The following is a 13,909-nucleotide window of genomic DNA, read 5'->3' as shown; positions in this document are numbered from 1 at the left end:
GGGAGGATTAGAGAAAGAAGGGGGCCTACATAATATGTAGGGTGCTCCTCGCAAACACCGAAGAGGTGTGTCCCGGTCGCAAGCGCGGGTTGGTGCTCCGATTAGAGGACGACCGACTGGTTGATTCCCCGGAATCCAAGGGGGAACCGAAGAACATGTTGAGCGGCACGGTGACGTCGAAGCTGACGTCCGTCCGGTTGCCCTCCCCCGTCCAGCTCCGTCGGAGAATCACAGACAGGGTCCATGGCACGGTGTGCCGGTGGCGCTCGATGAGATCGTACGTCAGCCCGACGCCCGCCATTCCGCCCGAGCCGTCCTCGCCCCACAGTCCAGCTCCCTCGGCGAGCACGCCGAAGCGCAGCGTGTCCGGGAAGGCGGACACCCGTGCACCGGCGAGCAGCCGGAAGACCGACGGCTTCAGACGGAGTTGGGGCTCCACGAACGGCGAGAGGATCAGCGTGGGCCCGGGCACGTCCAGCGGAGGCAGGGCCCACGGGTGGATGGGCCAGGACAGCAGCCAGTGCTCGCGTGGGCCCGGTCCCCACTCGTAGCGGACGTCGGGGACGAGAGGCTCCAGGAAGCAGCCGGTGTAGAGGCACAGCGTTCGCTTCCAGGAGACGAGCGCCGGGGCACGGCCGTCCGCGTCTCCTTCCGCGGCGCGAGCGGGCGTCGCGGCCAGGAGGCAGGTCAGCAGTCCCCCGGCCGCGAGCGCGCGCCGCACGTCACTTGCCGGTGAAGGCAGCGGTGCGCTTCTCCAGGAAGGCCTTCATGCCCTCGCGCTGGTCCGCCGAGCCGAACAGCTCGCCGAAGGCGCGGCGCTCCAACTCGTTGGCGGCGCGCAGGTCCTGGTCCGCGCCGGCCTCGATGACCTGCTTGGCCTTGGCGATGGCGAGCGGCCCGTTCTTGAGCAGCTTCGCGGCCACGTCGCGGCAGTGCTGCATCAGCCCCTCGGCGGGGAGCACCTCCAGCACCAGGCCGATCTCCTTCGCCTTGGCGGCGTCGATGCGCTCGCCGGTGAAGATGAGCTCCTTGGCGCGGGCGCGGCCCACCGCGCGCGTGAGGCGCTGGGTGCCACCGAAGCCGGGGATGACGCCCAGGCCCACCTCGGGCAGGCCGAGCTTGGCCTTCTCCGACGCGTAGATGAAGTCGCAGGCCAGGGCCAGCTCGCACCCGCCGCCCAGCGCGAAGCCGTTGACGGCGGCGATGGTGGGAATGGGCAGCGCTTCCAGCATGGCGAAGACGCGGTGGCCCAGGGCGCCGAACTCCTGCGCCTGGGGCTCGCTCAGCGCGGCCATCTCCGCGATGTCCGCGCCGGCGACGAAGGCCTTCTCGCCCCCGCCGGTGACGATGAGCACGCGCACGTCCTCGCCGAGGGTGTGGAGCGCCGCCTCCATCTCCTGCAGCGTCTTGCTGTTGAGGGCGTTGAGCGCCTTGGGACGGTCGATGAAGAGGGTGGCGACCGCGCCGTCCCTCTCCAGCCGGATGTTCTCGTAGGCCATGTGCGAGGCTCCTTGAATGGACTCGGGTGGAAAGGCTCAGTACTTGTAGAAGCCGCGGCCGCTCTTCTTGCCGTACCAGCCGGCGTCCACGTACTGCCGCAGCAGCGGGCACGGGCGGTACTTGGAGTCGCCCAGGCCCTTGTGGAGCACCTCGGCGATGTAGAGCACGGTGTCCAGGCCGATGAAGTCCGCGAGCTGCAGCGGGCCCATGGGCTGGTTGGTGCCCAGCTTCATCGCGGTGTCGATGTCCTCCACCGTGCCCAGGCCCTCCATCAGCGCGAAGCAGGCCTCGTTGAGCATGGGGATGAGGATGCGGTTGACGATGAAGCCCGGGTAGTCCTTGGACACCACCGTCGTCTTGCCCATCTTCTCGGCCAGGGCGCGCGTGGTGGCGTACGTCTCGTCGGACGTGGCGGCGCCGCGGATGAGCTCCACCAGCTGCATCACCGGCACCGGGTTCATGAAGTGCATGCCGATGACGGACTCGGGGCGCTTCGTGGACGCGGCGATGCGGGTAATCGGAATGGACGAGGTGTTGGTGGCGAGGATGCCGCCCGGACGGACGACGCTGTCCAGGTCCTGGAAGATGCGGCGCTTGAGGTCCTCGTTCTCCGTCACGGCCTCGACGGCGAAGTCGACGTCCTTCGCCTCGGTGACGTTGGTGAGGGTGGCGAGGTTGGCCTCGGCGGCGGCGCGCTTCGCCTCGTCCAGCTTGCCCTTCTCCACCAGCTTCTTCAGGCCGCCGCGGATGCGGTCCGCGCCCTTGGCGAGGCCCTCCTTGGAGACGTCCGCCAGGGTGACGCGCAGGCCTGCCTGAAGCGCCACCTGCGCGATGCCCGCGCCCATCTGCCCAGCCCCGACGACGACGATGTGCTCCGTTGCCATGGTCTTCGCGTACCCCTCGGTCGGTATGAGAACGACGTGGGGGCGCCCTTAGCCCACGCTCCCGGGACGGTCAACGACCGGTGGGCGGCATCTGGAGCTGGCGAACGATGTAGCGTTGCTCGTCCACCTCCAGCGACTGCTCCAGCTTCAGGCGGCGCTCGTGCCCTTCCACCTTCACGAAGAGCCGCACGCGCCAGGTGCCCTCGGGCAGGTCCAGGCCGAACGTCTCCTCCGGCGGAGGGCCCGAGGGATAGAAACGCTCCGCCCGCTTGACGATCTGCTCGCTGTCCGGTTCCAGCACCTGGAAGTCCAGCGCGCGCGCCGCGCTCCACCCGGGCCCGTCGAACTGGAGCCGCAGCTCGCGCTCGGGGGTTTCTGTCGTGCGCCACAGCCAGAAGCCGAAGGCCACGAGCAGCAGCAGGGGCAGCCGCCTCGCCAGCGGGTGCTTGCGCCACCCGCGTTGCTCGGGAGCGGGGGCCGGCGGCGTGGCGGGAGGAGGCGTTTCTGCCACTGTTACTCCTTCTTCGTTCGTTTGGAGCCGGGCCGGCGCGCGTTGAGCTCGGAGATGACCACGCGGGGTGAGCCGCCCTTCTTCTCCTTCGGCTCACCCGTGGGCTCGGGCTCGGCGCCCTTCTCGACCTTGTCCGAGGGCACGAGGCGGATCTGCGCCTTGACCTCCACCGTCATGCCGGACATCAGCTTGAGGAACTCGTCGCGCAGCTTCTCCGACTGGAGGAAGCGGCGGAGCTCGTCGGTGATGGCGCCGGTGATCTCATCCTTGGTCTTCTCAGCCTGACCGAGGATGAAGCCCATGGCCTCCTTGGGCAGCTTGAGCTGGCCGGCGAGGTTGCGGATGCCCTCCTCCGTCATGAAGAGGGCACCGAGGCCGGCCACGGCCATGCGGCGCACGAACTCCGGCACGAAGCCCGCGGGGCCGGTGGGCCGGCCCTGCCTGTCGTCGTCGTCGAGCAGCGGGTCGGGCGGGAAGTCGTCGTTGCCGGCCGAGGCCATGGTGCGTCTCCTGGGAAGTTATCGGGCCTGCACCACCGGTAGGGGGACGCTCTTCTGGCTCTGCGTGGACACCCGGCCCGCCACGTTTCGGGCGACTTCCATGAAGGCCTTGGCCTCCAGGCTGTCCTTCTCGCCCAACACCACCGGCACGCCCGAGTCTCCGGACACGCGCACCTTCAGGTCCAGGGGGATTTCACCCAGGAATGGGATGCCGAACATCTCCGCCGCCTTGCGGCCGCCACCGTGGTTGAAGATGGGGGTGACGTGCGAGCAGTTCGGGCACACGAACTGGCTCATGTTCTCGACGATGCCCAGCACGGGGATGTGCACCTTGTCGAACATCTGCTTGGCGCGCACCACGTCCGCCAGCGCCACGTCCTGCGGCGTCGTCACCAGCACCGCGCCCGCGGCGCGGATGGACTGGGACAGGGACAGGGCCACGTCGCCGGTGCCCGGGGGCAGGTCCAGGACGAGGTAGTCCAGCTCGCCCCAGTTCACGTCGCGCACCAGCTGCATCAGCGCGCCGTGGAGCATGGGACCGCGCCAGATGAGCGCCTGGTCCGCCTCCACGAGGAAGCCAATGGACATGACCTTGAGGCCGTGCGCGAGGAGCGGATCCAGCGACTTGCCATCCGGGCTCACGGGCTTCTTGTCCGAGAGGCCCGTCATCAGCGGCACGGAGGGGCCGTAGAAGTCCGCGTCCAGCAGGCCCACCTTGGCGCCGTGCATGGCCAGGGCGGCGGCGAGGTTCAGGGCGACGGTGCTCTTGCCCACCCCGCCCTTTCCGGCGCCGACGAGGATGACGTTCTTCACCTTGGGGAGCAGCCCGCCGCCGGGCATGCCGCCGCCGGCCGCGCGCACCTGGGCGCCCCACTCGATGTCGAAGGTCTTCAGGCCGGGCACCGTCTTGAGGGCGGCCTCGGCGTCCGACTGGATCTTCGCCTTCATCGGGCAGGCGGGCGTGGTGAGCTCGATCTTCAGCTTCACCGAGTCCCCGGCGACGCGGATGTCCTTCACCATCCCCGCCTTCACGAGGTCCACATGGAGCTCGGGGTCCATGACCTTCGACATCGCCGCGAGGACGGCCGCCTCGGAAACGCTCATCTGAACACCTGAAACCTTTTGGAAAACGGGCGGTTGGGGGCCGCCAACGGGCGCGGAATCTGCCAGCCCCCCGGGGGCTGTCAACGTCGTTTAACGCGGCGGGACCTCGGGTGCACCCTGGCGGAGCGTTCCTGGGAAGAGGAAGGCTGGCCGGCTGAAGGAGGCCATCAGCGTGGCTGGAGGGCCAGGTGATCGGGCGCCCGCCGCGTCACTCGAGGGCCGAGACACGGTACTCGCCGTCCTCCAGCACGAGGACCACGGCCCGGTCCCCGCCCAGGGGGAAGAGGGCCTCGCCCGCGCCGACGCGCACATTGGCATTGAGGGCAAGCCGGGCCCGGCGCAGGCGCTCCTTCGCGAGGGGCTCGCGCTCGAAGTCCTCGCGCAGACGCTCGGGGGTGTAGCGGGCGCGCAGCGGAGCGGCGAGCTGGCTCCAGGCTTTCTGCCAGTCGCGGGCCTCTACCGTGTCCAGGAACCGCGAGAGGCTGGCCCGGGGTACGTCCGCGGGCCGGGACTCCACGACGCGCCAGCCCTGCTCCGTGTTCGCCAGGGTGACCGAGGGGGCACGGGCCTCCAGCACGGCGGTTCCTGCCCGGACGGCGGCGGCGCGCTCGCGGCGGGTGGCCTCGTCGGAGTAGCGGTCCAGGAAGGCGACCTCGCCCTCGGGGCCTCCGTTGGTGAGGGCGTAGGCCTCCTGGAGGCGCCCCTCGTCCAGGGCCCGGGCATAGGCCTCGGCGACGGACACGGGCTCACGCGGGGTGGTGGCGCAGGCGGGGGCCAGCAGGCAGAGGCTGAGGAGGACAGTGCGCTTCATGGCGCGCGGAGGGTAGCACCAGAGACGCGGAGACCCGAACGGTTCGCCGGGCCTGCGTGTCCTCCTCGTCATCACGTCCGACAGTCAGCGCCCCTGCCGCACCTTCTTCCTGAAGTACTCAATTTCATCCTTCGGCGACTCGAAGAGGGGGGCATCCGGGTAGAGCGCCCGCAACCCTGTCTCCGCGGCCTGGACGACATTGAGACACGCATGGTCAAGGGAGGTCAGGAGAAAGGCGCCACCGGGCACGTAGTGACATTGACCGACCAGGGACACGGTGACCGCCCATTGTTCGCAGGCCGCCCGGACGCGATACGGAGGCGCGACCAGCCTGGCGAGGGCATCCCGGTCACACTGTTTGGCGCCTTGGTTGAGCGCGTAATACGCAATCTCCTCGTCCCGGTCTCCCCACAGCTTCTTCATGAAGCTTGTCACCGTCGGACTCGACGGCCCCGCGTAGAGGGCGAACGTCAGCACCCTGCGCTGAGCACCGGATGCGCGAGGGAAACGCGCTGCAAGGACCGCGGAGTCGTAGCGACGCGCCAACTCGCGCGCCAGGTCCCAGTCCGAGGCCTCGCACTTCGCGGCGTCACCCGCGCAGGACAGGATCTCCTCGAGCTCCATCTGCTCAAGAGGCGGCCGGGCGGGGACTTCCGAAATCATCAGAACGAGCAGGAGGGTCAGCATGGCCATTTCGTCCCGACACTACACTTCGTCGCTGTAGTAGTTCGTTGCAACCCCACTGTCGCCAAGCCGCACATGCGCCCAGTCACGATAGCAACGGGCGCGGGCCCAAGGAGGTCCGGCGAGACGATGGCCTCATGGCTGAGGACGGGCCAGCCACTCCTCAATCTGGACAACCAGGTCGGAGAGACTGCGGGTGTTGCAGACTTGAAGTGGGTTCTCCCAGTCCTGCCCTTGGAGCAAAACTGCTCGGAATCCTCCCCCTGGATCTCCATCCGGGTACCACCCGGCGTCGACCAGCACGTCGCGCCTCGCGTTGCGCAGCTGCAGGAGATCCTCCGTAAGATAGCTCCAGAACCGGGAGTCCTCAGCCAACACCGCCGGTTCGAGCTGCCTGAGCTCATTGTGTTCAACGACCCAGCCTCCAGGAATCCTGAGAGGTTGGCGCAACGGCTCGCTCGGTGCTCTGCTGAATGACGTCATTGGGTGCTCGGCCCGGTGCTCAGGGCTCTACGAAGATACGCCCCCATCACGCTGTGGCGTATAAGATGCGGCCCAGGGCCGGGGGAGACATGGGTGCGATGCCGTCCAGGCAGCTCCGTGTCGTGGAGAGAGAGTAATGAGAGGTGGTTTTCGAAGCAGTGCGAGCCTGATGGCGGCGGCGGTCCTGGCGTTGACGGGCTGCGATGGCGACAGCGGCGCCCCCGCGGGCTGCGTGCCGGAATGCCCCACGGGTTATGCGTGCACGGAGGGGAACACGTGCACGGGAGGCTCACCCCAGGCACTGGTACTGGACGTGAAGGCCGTCGAGGTCGCGGGAACCCTCTTGCGAGAGGGAGCGCCCATCCAGGACACCAACTGCTCCCATGTGACGCCGCCGTATGCCGGAGAGCTTGTCTCCAATTCCTTCCTGGAGCTGCGGAACGGGGACACGCGGTACTACGTGAACGTCGGATGCGAGTCCGGGCAGGGCTGGACGTTCCAGGGCTGGGTTCCCCCGGGCGCCTATGCCGTGACGTTTCAGCCTGACCGGCTGTCCACGGAACGCGAGCGCCACGACTACGACTGGCACACGCGGCTCCTCGCGTGGGAGGACCGGAAGGACCTGGTCATCGACGTGGGTCATGGGTCCGAGTTCTTCCAGAAGCAGGGCCTGCCCGAAGCCCGGAAGCCCACGGGGACCAGGGCCTTCGTCCAGCAAGGTCTGGTCGAGGTCTCCGGCACCCTCACGCGGAATGGGCAGCCGATGAGTCCGTTCGATGAATGCGGGCACGTTGTTGTCCGGCGGGGAAATCCGACCGGCTCGACGTATGTGCCTCCCAACGTGGTGTTCATCGATGAAGCCGGTATCAGCACACGGGTGCAACTCCGGTGTGGTGACAGCACTTCGGAAAGTGAGGGGTGGACCTTCTCTGGATTCGTCGCTCCTGGGACCTATCGCGTGGAGCTGGAGCTGGACCATCCCCTTCTTGAGCCCACCCCCAGCAGCATCGGGCACTACACCCAATTCACCTCTACGGTGCTGAGCCAGGTGCCGGGGCCCATCTACGTCCTCGCCGAGCGCCTCCAGCTTCCCTGAGCGCCCGTCGAAGCGACGTTCTCACTCCTCGCCGCGCGCCGCCTTCAGCTCCTCCATCAGCCCGGTGAGCCCGTCCCACCAGGGGCCCGGCGCGTCGAACCGCTCCGTGCCCCACCGCGCCCCCAGGCTCCACGCCGTGGGGCACAGCGCATACGTCCGGGCCTGCGCCGCGCCCATCAGCAGCTTCAGCAGGGAGAACTTCTGCTTCGGCCCGCCATAGGTCGTGATCTCGAACCGGTCCGCCGGCACCTTCGCCAGCTCCAGCGCCTGCCGGCACGCCGCCTCGAAGCCTCCGACGTGGTCCACCAGCCCCAGCGCCTTCGCCCTCATGCCCGAGTACACCCGGCCCTCCGCCAGCGTGTGGATCTCCTCCGGCGTCCGGCCTCGCCCCTTCGCCACGTGGGCCAGGAAGGCCTGGTAGGTCTCCTCCACGTCCGCCTCCATCGCGGCGCGCTCGTGCGGCGTGAAGCCGCGGGAGTTGGAGAAGTAGGCCGCGTTCTCCCCTCGGGCCAGGAGGGTGCGGTGGATGCCCAGCCGCTCCAGCAGCGCGGAGGCCTCGAACTTCCCGGAGAACACGCCGATGGAGCCGACCACGGCGTGCGGCGCGGACCAGATCTCCTTCGCCCCCACCGCCACCATGTACCCGGCGCTGGCGCACACGCGGTCCATGAAGGCGATGACGGGCTTCTTGCGCGCCACCCGCTGCACCGCCTCCAGCATCTGCTCCGAGGCCAGCGCCGCGCCGCCAGGGCTGTTGATGTAGAGCACCACCGCCTTCGCGCGCCTGTCCCGCCCCGCCGCGCGCAGGGCCTTCACCACCGTGCCGGACGTGGCCAGCCGTCCTCCACCGCCCCCGGCCTGTCCGGGCGCGATGATTCCTGAGATGGGCACCAGCGCCAGCCGCGTCTTCCGTCGCACCGCCCGCCAGCGCCGCGGCGGGAAGGGCACCGTCGCCAGGTACGAGGACAGGGACTCCAGCTCGGCCTCGTCCTCGTCCCCTACTCCGGTCTTCGCCAGGCCCAGGTGTGTCGGCAGGTCCGCCTCGCTGACCAGCGCATCCGCCAGCCCGGCCGCCACGGCCCGCTGGGCGCTGAAGGGCCCCTGGTCGATGAGGGCGCGCACCTCCTCCGGCGTCTTCCGGCGTCCCCGGGACACGGACTCCACGAGGTCCGCGTAGCGCTCGTCCAGGAAGGACTCCACCGTGCGCCGCTGGATGTCGGACACGGCCGGGTGGGTGAACAGCTCCGGCGCCGTCTTGTAGTCGCCCCGCCGCACGAAGTGGGCCTGGATGCCCACGCGCGACAGGGCCTCCCCCAGGGCGGTGGACTCCGCGGCGTAGCCCGTCAGCTCCACCCGGCCCATGGGCGCCAGGAGCACCTCGTCCGCCGCGCCCAGGACGGGGTACGCGTCCGTGTCCACGCTCACCGCCCAGGCGACCACCCGCTTGCCCGTCGCCCGGAACTCCGCCAGCACCGCCAGCAGCGCGTCGCGCTTGGCGGGAGGCACCGCAAGTCCCTCAATCTCCAGGAGAATGCCCTTGAGCCGGACATCCTTCGCCAGCAGCCGCAGCGCGTCCTGGAAGCGCTCCACGGAGGTGACGGTGGCCGGCTCCGGACGGGTGCCCCCGAGCTGGAGCCGGGGCGCGCGCCGCTCCCGGTAGGGAGGATCCCCCGTCAGCCGGAAGCGCACATAGGCCGGCCGGTGGCGCGAGGCGAGGAGCCGGAACGGCAGCCCCAACAGGCTCCGCAGGAGGATGAAGAGGTTGATGAGGGCCACGAAGGGCAGTCTCAGCATGGCATCCAGGGGGGAAATGTGGGCGTTCCGGCCGTAACGGACGGCCTCCGTTGGTGCAAGCCCTGTTCAGCAGTCCCGTTCGCTCGTGTTAGCCTTCGCGCCCATGCGATACGCCCTCTCCCAGCTCGTTCTCGTCCTCGCCCTGCTGTCGGGCGGTGCCGCGCTGGCCCAGCCCCGGCGCCAGGTCCAGGATTTCCAGGCCCCTCGCGAGCAGACCGCCGAGGAGCGGGAGGCCGCCAAGCAGCGCGCCATGGGCAACAACCTCAACAACTATGGCAAGGACATCCAGGTGAAGCAGAAGCCCATCCCCTGGATGGCCATTGGCCTGGTGGGCATCGTCTTCGTGGGGGCCGTGCCCTTCGCGCTCCGGGCCTACCGGAACACGACGAAGGAGATCTCCGGCTCCAACGCCATCGGCGCCAACCGGGGCGAAGAAGAAGAGGCCTGAGAGGCCTGAGCCCGGCGTCACCCGTCAGGCCGGGCGAACCTCCACCGCACCGCTCGCGTCCACACTGACGCGAACGGGGAGGAAGCGCTCCACGACGCGTGCGTGGGTGGTGAGGTGGTCGGTGATGCGCGCCGCCGTGAAGCGCGTGGTGCCCGGCGTGGCCGGCCCCAGGCGTCCGGCGGCCAGCAGCGCGGCGGGCAAGAGGATCTGATCGGCGAGGTGCTCGTCCAGGGCGCCCCCGGTCTCCATGAAGTCCGTCAGGGCCACGGCGGCCTCGCGCCCCACCTCCTCGGCGGGGCGGCCCCGCTCCCCCAGCGCGGTGAAGCCGGCGATGGTGTGCTCGAACTGCGCGAGCACGAAGGTGACGGTGCCCACCGAGCGGGTGACGGGCAGCGGCCGGTTCTCCGCCTCGGCGAGGATGCCGCGCTCGCGCAGGGCGGCCACGGCGGCGCGGGACTGGCGCTCGGCGATGGTGAAGGGCAGCCCCCCGGTGAAAGAGGACACGCGCACCTCGCGCAGCATGCCTCGCGCGGGCAGCTCCACCAGGAGTGGCGGCTCCTGCGGGGGGCCCACGTCGGCGACGATCTCCCCCGCGCCCTCCGGGTAGAAGCCGGCATGCGGCATCGTGAGCTGCACGGGCAGGCCATAGGCGCGGGCCACCGGCTGCCAGACGTTGGCGAGGTAGTGGAAGCTGGGGCTGTGCGGCAGGTGCGTGCCGCCGCGCAGGGTGAGCAGCCCTCCGCCGGCCAGGGCCAGCGGGTAGACGAGGCACTGGAACAGCAGCGGCGTGCTGCCGGCGGTGCCCACCTCCACCAGGTAGTCACGCGCGCGCACGGAGCCAGGGGTGAAGGTGAGCTCCGAGGCGCCCACGGCCGCGCCCTCGCTGGAGCCTCCGCTCAGGTCTTCAGCGCCGCGCACGCAGGCCAGGTGCTGGGGACGGAGGCCGGGCGGGTCTCGCTTCTCGCGCAGCCGGGTGATGTGGAAGGGCCGGCCGGTGATGAGCGACAGCGACAGCGCCGAGCGGAGGATCTGCCCTCCTCCCTCGCCGTCGCTCCCATCGAGCTCCACCGGGCCGCTCGCGGGCCCCTCCGTGCCGGTCATGTCCCTCACGTCCAGGTGTCACCGCGTGGCGGGTGCAGCGTAACAGGAACGGGCGGGAGGTCACTCCTCGTACAGTACGCGTACGGGAGCGCCGTTAATCAGCGCATCCAGGTCCGTCTTACTGGCCACCGTGAAGGACGAGTACGTCGCTTCCACACCGCTCGTGATCTCCTCGACGTCCGAGGAGCCGCCCGGCCGAAAAGGGAAAGGGCTGGGTGCGCAGGAGAGAAGCTTGCGCACGCCACCGAAGACGAGCCGGGCGGGCTTGGCGTCCACGGTGAAGCCGTCACTGGAGGCAGCACTCGCTTCGCGCCCGTGCGTCTCCGCCATCGTCTTCGCCGAGGCCAAGTCTACCGCGTGGAAGAGATATACGTTCTCCCAGACGGAGTACTCTTCTTGGGGCTCGTTGATCAGCTCGACGTACTGGATCACGCTCGCGGCATACCAGGGCATACGGGTTCACCGCCTCACGAGTTCTTGCGCTTCAGCTTGTTCCGGCAGTCCAAGACCTTCTGTGCCAATTGAATCTTCATCTGCTCCTGCGAGCTGGTGGCACCGCGGTATTTCTCGGCCAACCATGCACAGGGATCCGATTGCTTCTGTGCGTTCCTCACGAACTCGTTCTCGAAGTTCTGCTTTCCCCCTTTGCCCGCGAGTCCAGGAACCTCCGAGGGAAGCCCCCACGGCTCCCCGGTTCCTCGCGCTCGTCCAATCGCGGGTTCGGCCACTCCAACTTGGCGTTCCATTACAGGCTGCGCCCGTCCCTGGCTTGCCATGAGTAGCGGCAGAACCACCGCCAGCCCAATTGACCACGAGCGCAGTCTTGCTTGCCGCATGATGATCCCTCGCTGCACCTGGGTTTGGGGGAACCAGTACGGGGCCGGAATCTTCGAGGGGCGTATCTGAGCACAGCGGGCGACAGGCTGGAGGACTCCTCGCCTCCAGCCTGGCCCTCGCCAGTGCGCCCTACTCGTCCGCCGAGGGCAGCACGCCGACCTTGATGGCGCTGGGGTGCGCCGCCGAGTGGTAGACGCGGTGGAACGCCCGGGTGAAGTCCTCGTCCTTCGCGTCGAAGATGTTGGGGACGAAGGTCTGCGGGTTGCGGTCGATGAACGGGAACCAGCTCGACTGGACGTGGATCATCACCTTGTGCCCGCGCTGGAAGGTGTGGAACACGTCGTTGATGACGAAGCGCACCTTCGTCACCTCGCCCGGCTTGAAGGGCTTCGGCTCGCTGTAGCTGTCCCGGAAGCGACCGCGGAACGGCTCGCCGCGCACCAGCGTCTGCTGGGCGCCGCGGTTCTTCAGCCCCTTCTCGGCGTCGCCCTTCTTCCACCCGCGCGGCTTGCCCGGATTCACGTCCACCAGCTTCACCACCCAGTCCGCGTCCGTGCCGGTGGTAGACACCCACAGCTCCGCCTCCAGCGGGCCAGCCACCGTCATGTCCCGTTCCAGCGGCTCCGTCTCGAACACCAGCACGTCCGGCCGGCGCGACGCGAAGCGCTGGTCCTCCGTCATGTAGTCCTTGCTCCAGCCCGCCGTCACCTCCTGCGTGTACGGCACCGGCTTGGCCGGGTCGCTCACGTACTCGGCGAAGGACGCCGCCGCGCCCGTGGGCGCCTTGAACGTCAGGCCGCCCTTCGGCTGGAAGTAGAGCCGCGTCTCGCGCAGCCCCTTGGGAGGCCACGTGTCGAAGCGCCGCCAGCGGTTGGCGCCCGTCTCGAACATCAGCGCCTCCGCCAGGTCCGGCTTGTCCCCGCCCTTGAGGTGGTGCTTGAAGAACGTCAGCGCCAGCTCCTGGTACGTCTCGCTCGTCTTGAAGCCGAACTCCGCGTTGCCCAGCTCCGAGCCGTCCGTGCCCTGCCAGCCCCCGTGCCGCCACGGGCCCATGATGAGCGTGTTGGCCGTGCCCGGGTTCTGCTTCTCAATCGCCGCGTAGGTGCGCAGGGGCCCGTACAGGTCCTCCGTGTCGTACCAGCCGCCCACCGTCAGCACCGCCGCCTTGATGTTCTTCAGGTGCGGCAACAAGTTCCGCGCCTGCCAGAAGCCGTCGTAGTTGGGGTGCGCGACAACGTCCTTCCAGAAGGAGACCTCGCCCTTGAGGTGCTTCGTATCCGCGTTGCGCAGCGGCCCCAGGTCCAGGAAGAAGTCGTAGGCATCCGGCGTGCCCAGGTCATACGGCGACCACTCCTCCGCGTCCGTGGGCTGCGGGCGGGGCTGGCCGAACACCGAGAAGAAGTTGAACGCGAGCGACAGGTTGAAGGCCCCGTGCCGGTGCATGTCGTCCCAGAACCAGTCCGCGATGGGAGCCTGGGGAGACACCGCCTTGAGCGCCGGGTGCGAGTCGATGGCGCCCGCGGACGTGTAGAAGCCGGGATAGGAGATGCCCCACTGCCCCACGCGGCCGTTGTTGTTCGGCACGCGCTTCACCAGCCAGTCGATGGTGTCGAACGTGTCGGTGCTCTCGTCGATGTCCTTCGGCCCGGCCTTCTTCGGGTTGTGCGGGCGCACGTTGACGAACTCGCCCTCGGACATGTGGCGGCCGCGCACGTCCTGGAACACGAAGATGAAGCCCTCCTTCTCGAAGGCCTCGGTGGGCGCCAGCGCGCTCGGGTACCGGTCCGTCCCGTACGGCGCCACGGTGTAGGGCGTGCGCACCATGAGGATGGGGTAGCGCTTGCCCGGGGCCGCGTCGACCGGGACGTAGACCGCGGTGAACAGCCGCGTGCCGTCCCGCATGGGGATGCGGTACTCGAACTTGGTGAAGCGCGAGCGGACGCGCTCGGCGCGCTCGGAGGACCAACCGTAGGGCGCCTTCGGGGCCGGGGCTGCCGTCTGCGCCAGCGCCGGGCCGGCGAAGGAGAACAGCAGGAGTGCCGCGAGGCTGCGGGACACGGAGTGCATGCACGCTCCTGGGGGAGAGGGCGACATTCTGGGGGAACCTGTGCGGCGCCGGAAGCTCCGGCTCCGTGGCGCCCCGAAACCCCCGACCC

Annotated in this window: 14 protein-coding genes; 2 read left to right on the top strand and 12 right to left on the bottom strand. The window is 69.1% G+C overall.

The genetic code is table 11. From position 1 onward, the window contains the following. Positions 1-25: 25 nt before the first annotated feature. The 8 genes from G4D85_RS33760 to G4D85_RS33725 all read right to left on the bottom strand — a co-directional run bounded on the left by G4D85_RS33760 (position 26) and on the right by G4D85_RS33725 (position 5,997). A complete protein-coding gene (locus G4D85_RS33760; RefSeq protein WP_240359651.1) occupies positions 26-721 on the bottom strand; it encodes a hypothetical protein in 696 nt (231 codons plus the stop codon). A gap of 1 nt (position 722) precedes the next feature. Next, entirely contained in the window at positions 723-1,499 is a 777-nt protein-coding gene (locus tag G4D85_RS33755; protein WP_164018182.1) for an enoyl-CoA hydratase-related protein, read from the bottom strand. Between the two features lie 36 nt (positions 1,500-1,535). Then, positions 1,536-2,384 (bottom strand): 3-hydroxyacyl-CoA dehydrogenase family protein, encoded by an 849-nt coding sequence (locus tag G4D85_RS33750; protein ID WP_164018181.1) that lies wholly within the window; start codon positions 2,382-2,384, stop codon positions 1,536-1,538. 70 nt (positions 2,385-2,454) lie between these two features. Further along, on the bottom strand, positions 2,455-2,895 hold the full coding sequence (locus G4D85_RS33745; protein ID WP_164018180.1) for a hypothetical protein: 441 nt from the start codon (positions 2,893-2,895) through the stop codon (positions 2,455-2,457). Between the two features lie 2 nt (positions 2,896-2,897). Further along, the gene (locus G4D85_RS33740; protein WP_164018179.1) at positions 2,898-3,395 is read right to left on the bottom strand and encodes a hypothetical protein; all 498 of its coding nucleotides are present in this window, start codon (positions 3,393-3,395) and stop codon (positions 2,898-2,900) included. An 18-nt stretch (positions 3,396-3,413) separates the two neighbouring features. After that, positions 3,414-4,499, bottom strand: a complete 1,086-nt coding sequence (locus G4D85_RS33735) for an Mrp/NBP35 family ATP-binding protein (RefSeq protein WP_164018178.1) — start codon at positions 4,497-4,499, stop codon at positions 3,414-3,416. A gap of 208 nt (positions 4,500-4,707) precedes the next feature. Further along, positions 4,708-5,310, bottom strand: a complete 603-nt coding sequence (locus G4D85_RS33730) for a hypothetical protein (RefSeq protein WP_164018177.1) — start codon at positions 5,308-5,310, stop codon at positions 4,708-4,710. An 84-nt stretch (positions 5,311-5,394) separates the two neighbouring features. Beyond that, complete coding sequence (locus G4D85_RS33725) at positions 5,395-5,997, bottom strand: hypothetical protein (RefSeq protein ID WP_205525824.1); 603 nt, start codon at positions 5,995-5,997, stop codon at positions 5,395-5,397. Positions 5,998-6,646: 649 nt separating this feature from the next. Between G4D85_RS33725 and G4D85_RS33720 the strand changes: the two genes are divergently transcribed. Beyond that, positions 6,647-7,573 carry a hypothetical protein gene (locus G4D85_RS33720; RefSeq protein ID WP_164018175.1) on the top strand — a complete coding sequence of 309 codons (927 nt, stop codon included), beginning with the start codon at positions 6,647-6,649 and terminating at the stop codon, positions 7,571-7,573. A 21-nt stretch (positions 7,574-7,594) separates the two neighbouring features. Here the strand turns inward: G4D85_RS33720 and sppA are convergent, their stop codons facing one another. Further along, a complete protein-coding gene (gene sppA, locus G4D85_RS33715) occupies positions 7,595-9,367 on the bottom strand; it encodes a signal peptide peptidase SppA (protein WP_164018174.1) in 1,773 nt (590 codons plus the stop codon). Between the two features lie 103 nt (positions 9,368-9,470). Here sppA and G4D85_RS33710 point away from each other — a divergent pair, with 103 nt between their 5' ends. Beyond that, entirely contained in the window at positions 9,471-9,815 is a 345-nt protein-coding gene (locus G4D85_RS33710) for a hypothetical protein (protein WP_164018173.1), read from the top strand. A gap of 24 nt (positions 9,816-9,839) precedes the next feature. On the opposite strand, the gene rtcA is transcribed toward G4D85_RS33710, so the two are convergent. From rtcA to G4D85_RS33695, 3 genes are all read right to left on the bottom strand, one after another. After that, complete coding sequence (gene rtcA, locus G4D85_RS33705; RefSeq protein ID WP_164018172.1) at positions 9,840-10,916, bottom strand: RNA 3'-terminal phosphate cyclase; 1,077 nt, start codon at positions 10,914-10,916, stop codon at positions 9,840-9,842. Between the two features lie 60 nt (positions 10,917-10,976). Then, a complete protein-coding gene (locus G4D85_RS33700; RefSeq protein ID WP_164018171.1) occupies positions 10,977-11,369 on the bottom strand; it encodes a hypothetical protein in 393 nt (130 codons plus the stop codon). A 513-nt stretch (positions 11,370-11,882) separates the two neighbouring features. Beyond that, the gene (locus G4D85_RS33695; RefSeq protein WP_164018170.1) at positions 11,883-13,820 is read right to left on the bottom strand and encodes a CocE/NonD family hydrolase; all 1,938 of its coding nucleotides are present in this window, start codon (positions 13,818-13,820) and stop codon (positions 11,883-11,885) included. Positions 13,821-13,909 lie beyond the last annotated feature (89 nt).

Origin of the sequence: Pyxidicoccus trucidator (assembly GCF_010894435.1) — a bacterium.
GTDB classification, from domain to species: Bacteria; Myxococcota; Myxococcia; order Myxococcales; family Myxococcaceae; genus Myxococcus; species Myxococcus trucidator.
The sequence above is the reverse complement of the archived record's forward strand: the minus strand, read 5'-3'. Positions and strand labels throughout refer to the sequence as shown.

What these genes read in the sequence shown, in the direction of transcription:
- G4D85_RS33710 (WP_164018173.1), top strand. Translation starts at nt 9,471, where the DNA reads ATGCGATACGCCCTCTCCCAGCTCGTTCTCGTCCTCGCCCTGCTGTCG.
- G4D85_RS33730 (WP_164018177.1), bottom strand. Translation starts at nt 5,310, where the DNA reads ATGAAGCGCACTGTCCTCCTCAGCCTCTGCCTGCTGGCCCCCGCCTGC.
- rtcA (WP_164018172.1), bottom strand. Translation starts at nt 10,916, where the DNA reads ATGACCGGCACGGAGGGGCCCGCGAGCGGCCCGGTGGAGCTCGATGGG.
- G4D85_RS33725 (WP_205525824.1), bottom strand. Translation starts at nt 5,997, where the DNA reads ATGCTGACCCTCCTGCTCGTTCTGATGATTTCGGAAGTCCCCGCCCGG.
- G4D85_RS33695 (WP_164018170.1), bottom strand. Translation starts at nt 13,820, where the DNA reads ATGCACTCCGTGTCCCGCAGCCTCGCGGCACTCCTGCTGTTCTCCTTC.
- G4D85_RS33750 (WP_164018181.1), bottom strand. Translation starts at nt 2,384, where the DNA reads ATGGCAACGGAGCACATCGTCGTCGTCGGGGCTGGGCAGATGGGCGCG.
- G4D85_RS33700 (WP_164018171.1), bottom strand. Translation starts at nt 11,369, where the DNA reads ATGCCCTGGTATGCCGCGAGCGTGATCCAGTACGTCGAGCTGATCAAC.
- G4D85_RS33735 (WP_164018178.1), bottom strand. Translation starts at nt 4,499, where the DNA reads ATGAGCGTTTCCGAGGCGGCCGTCCTCGCGGCGATGTCGAAGGTCATG.
- G4D85_RS33740 (WP_164018179.1), bottom strand. Translation starts at nt 3,395, where the DNA reads ATGGCCTCGGCCGGCAACGACGACTTCCCGCCCGACCCGCTGCTCGAC.
- G4D85_RS33755 (WP_164018182.1), bottom strand. Translation starts at nt 1,499, where the DNA reads ATGGCCTACGAGAACATCCGGCTGGAGAGGGACGGCGCGGTCGCCACC.
- G4D85_RS33720 (WP_164018175.1), top strand. Translation starts at nt 6,647, where the DNA reads ATGGCGGCGGCGGTCCTGGCGTTGACGGGCTGCGATGGCGACAGCGGC.
- sppA (WP_164018174.1), bottom strand. Translation starts at nt 9,367, where the DNA reads ATGCTGAGACTGCCCTTCGTGGCCCTCATCAACCTCTTCATCCTCCTG.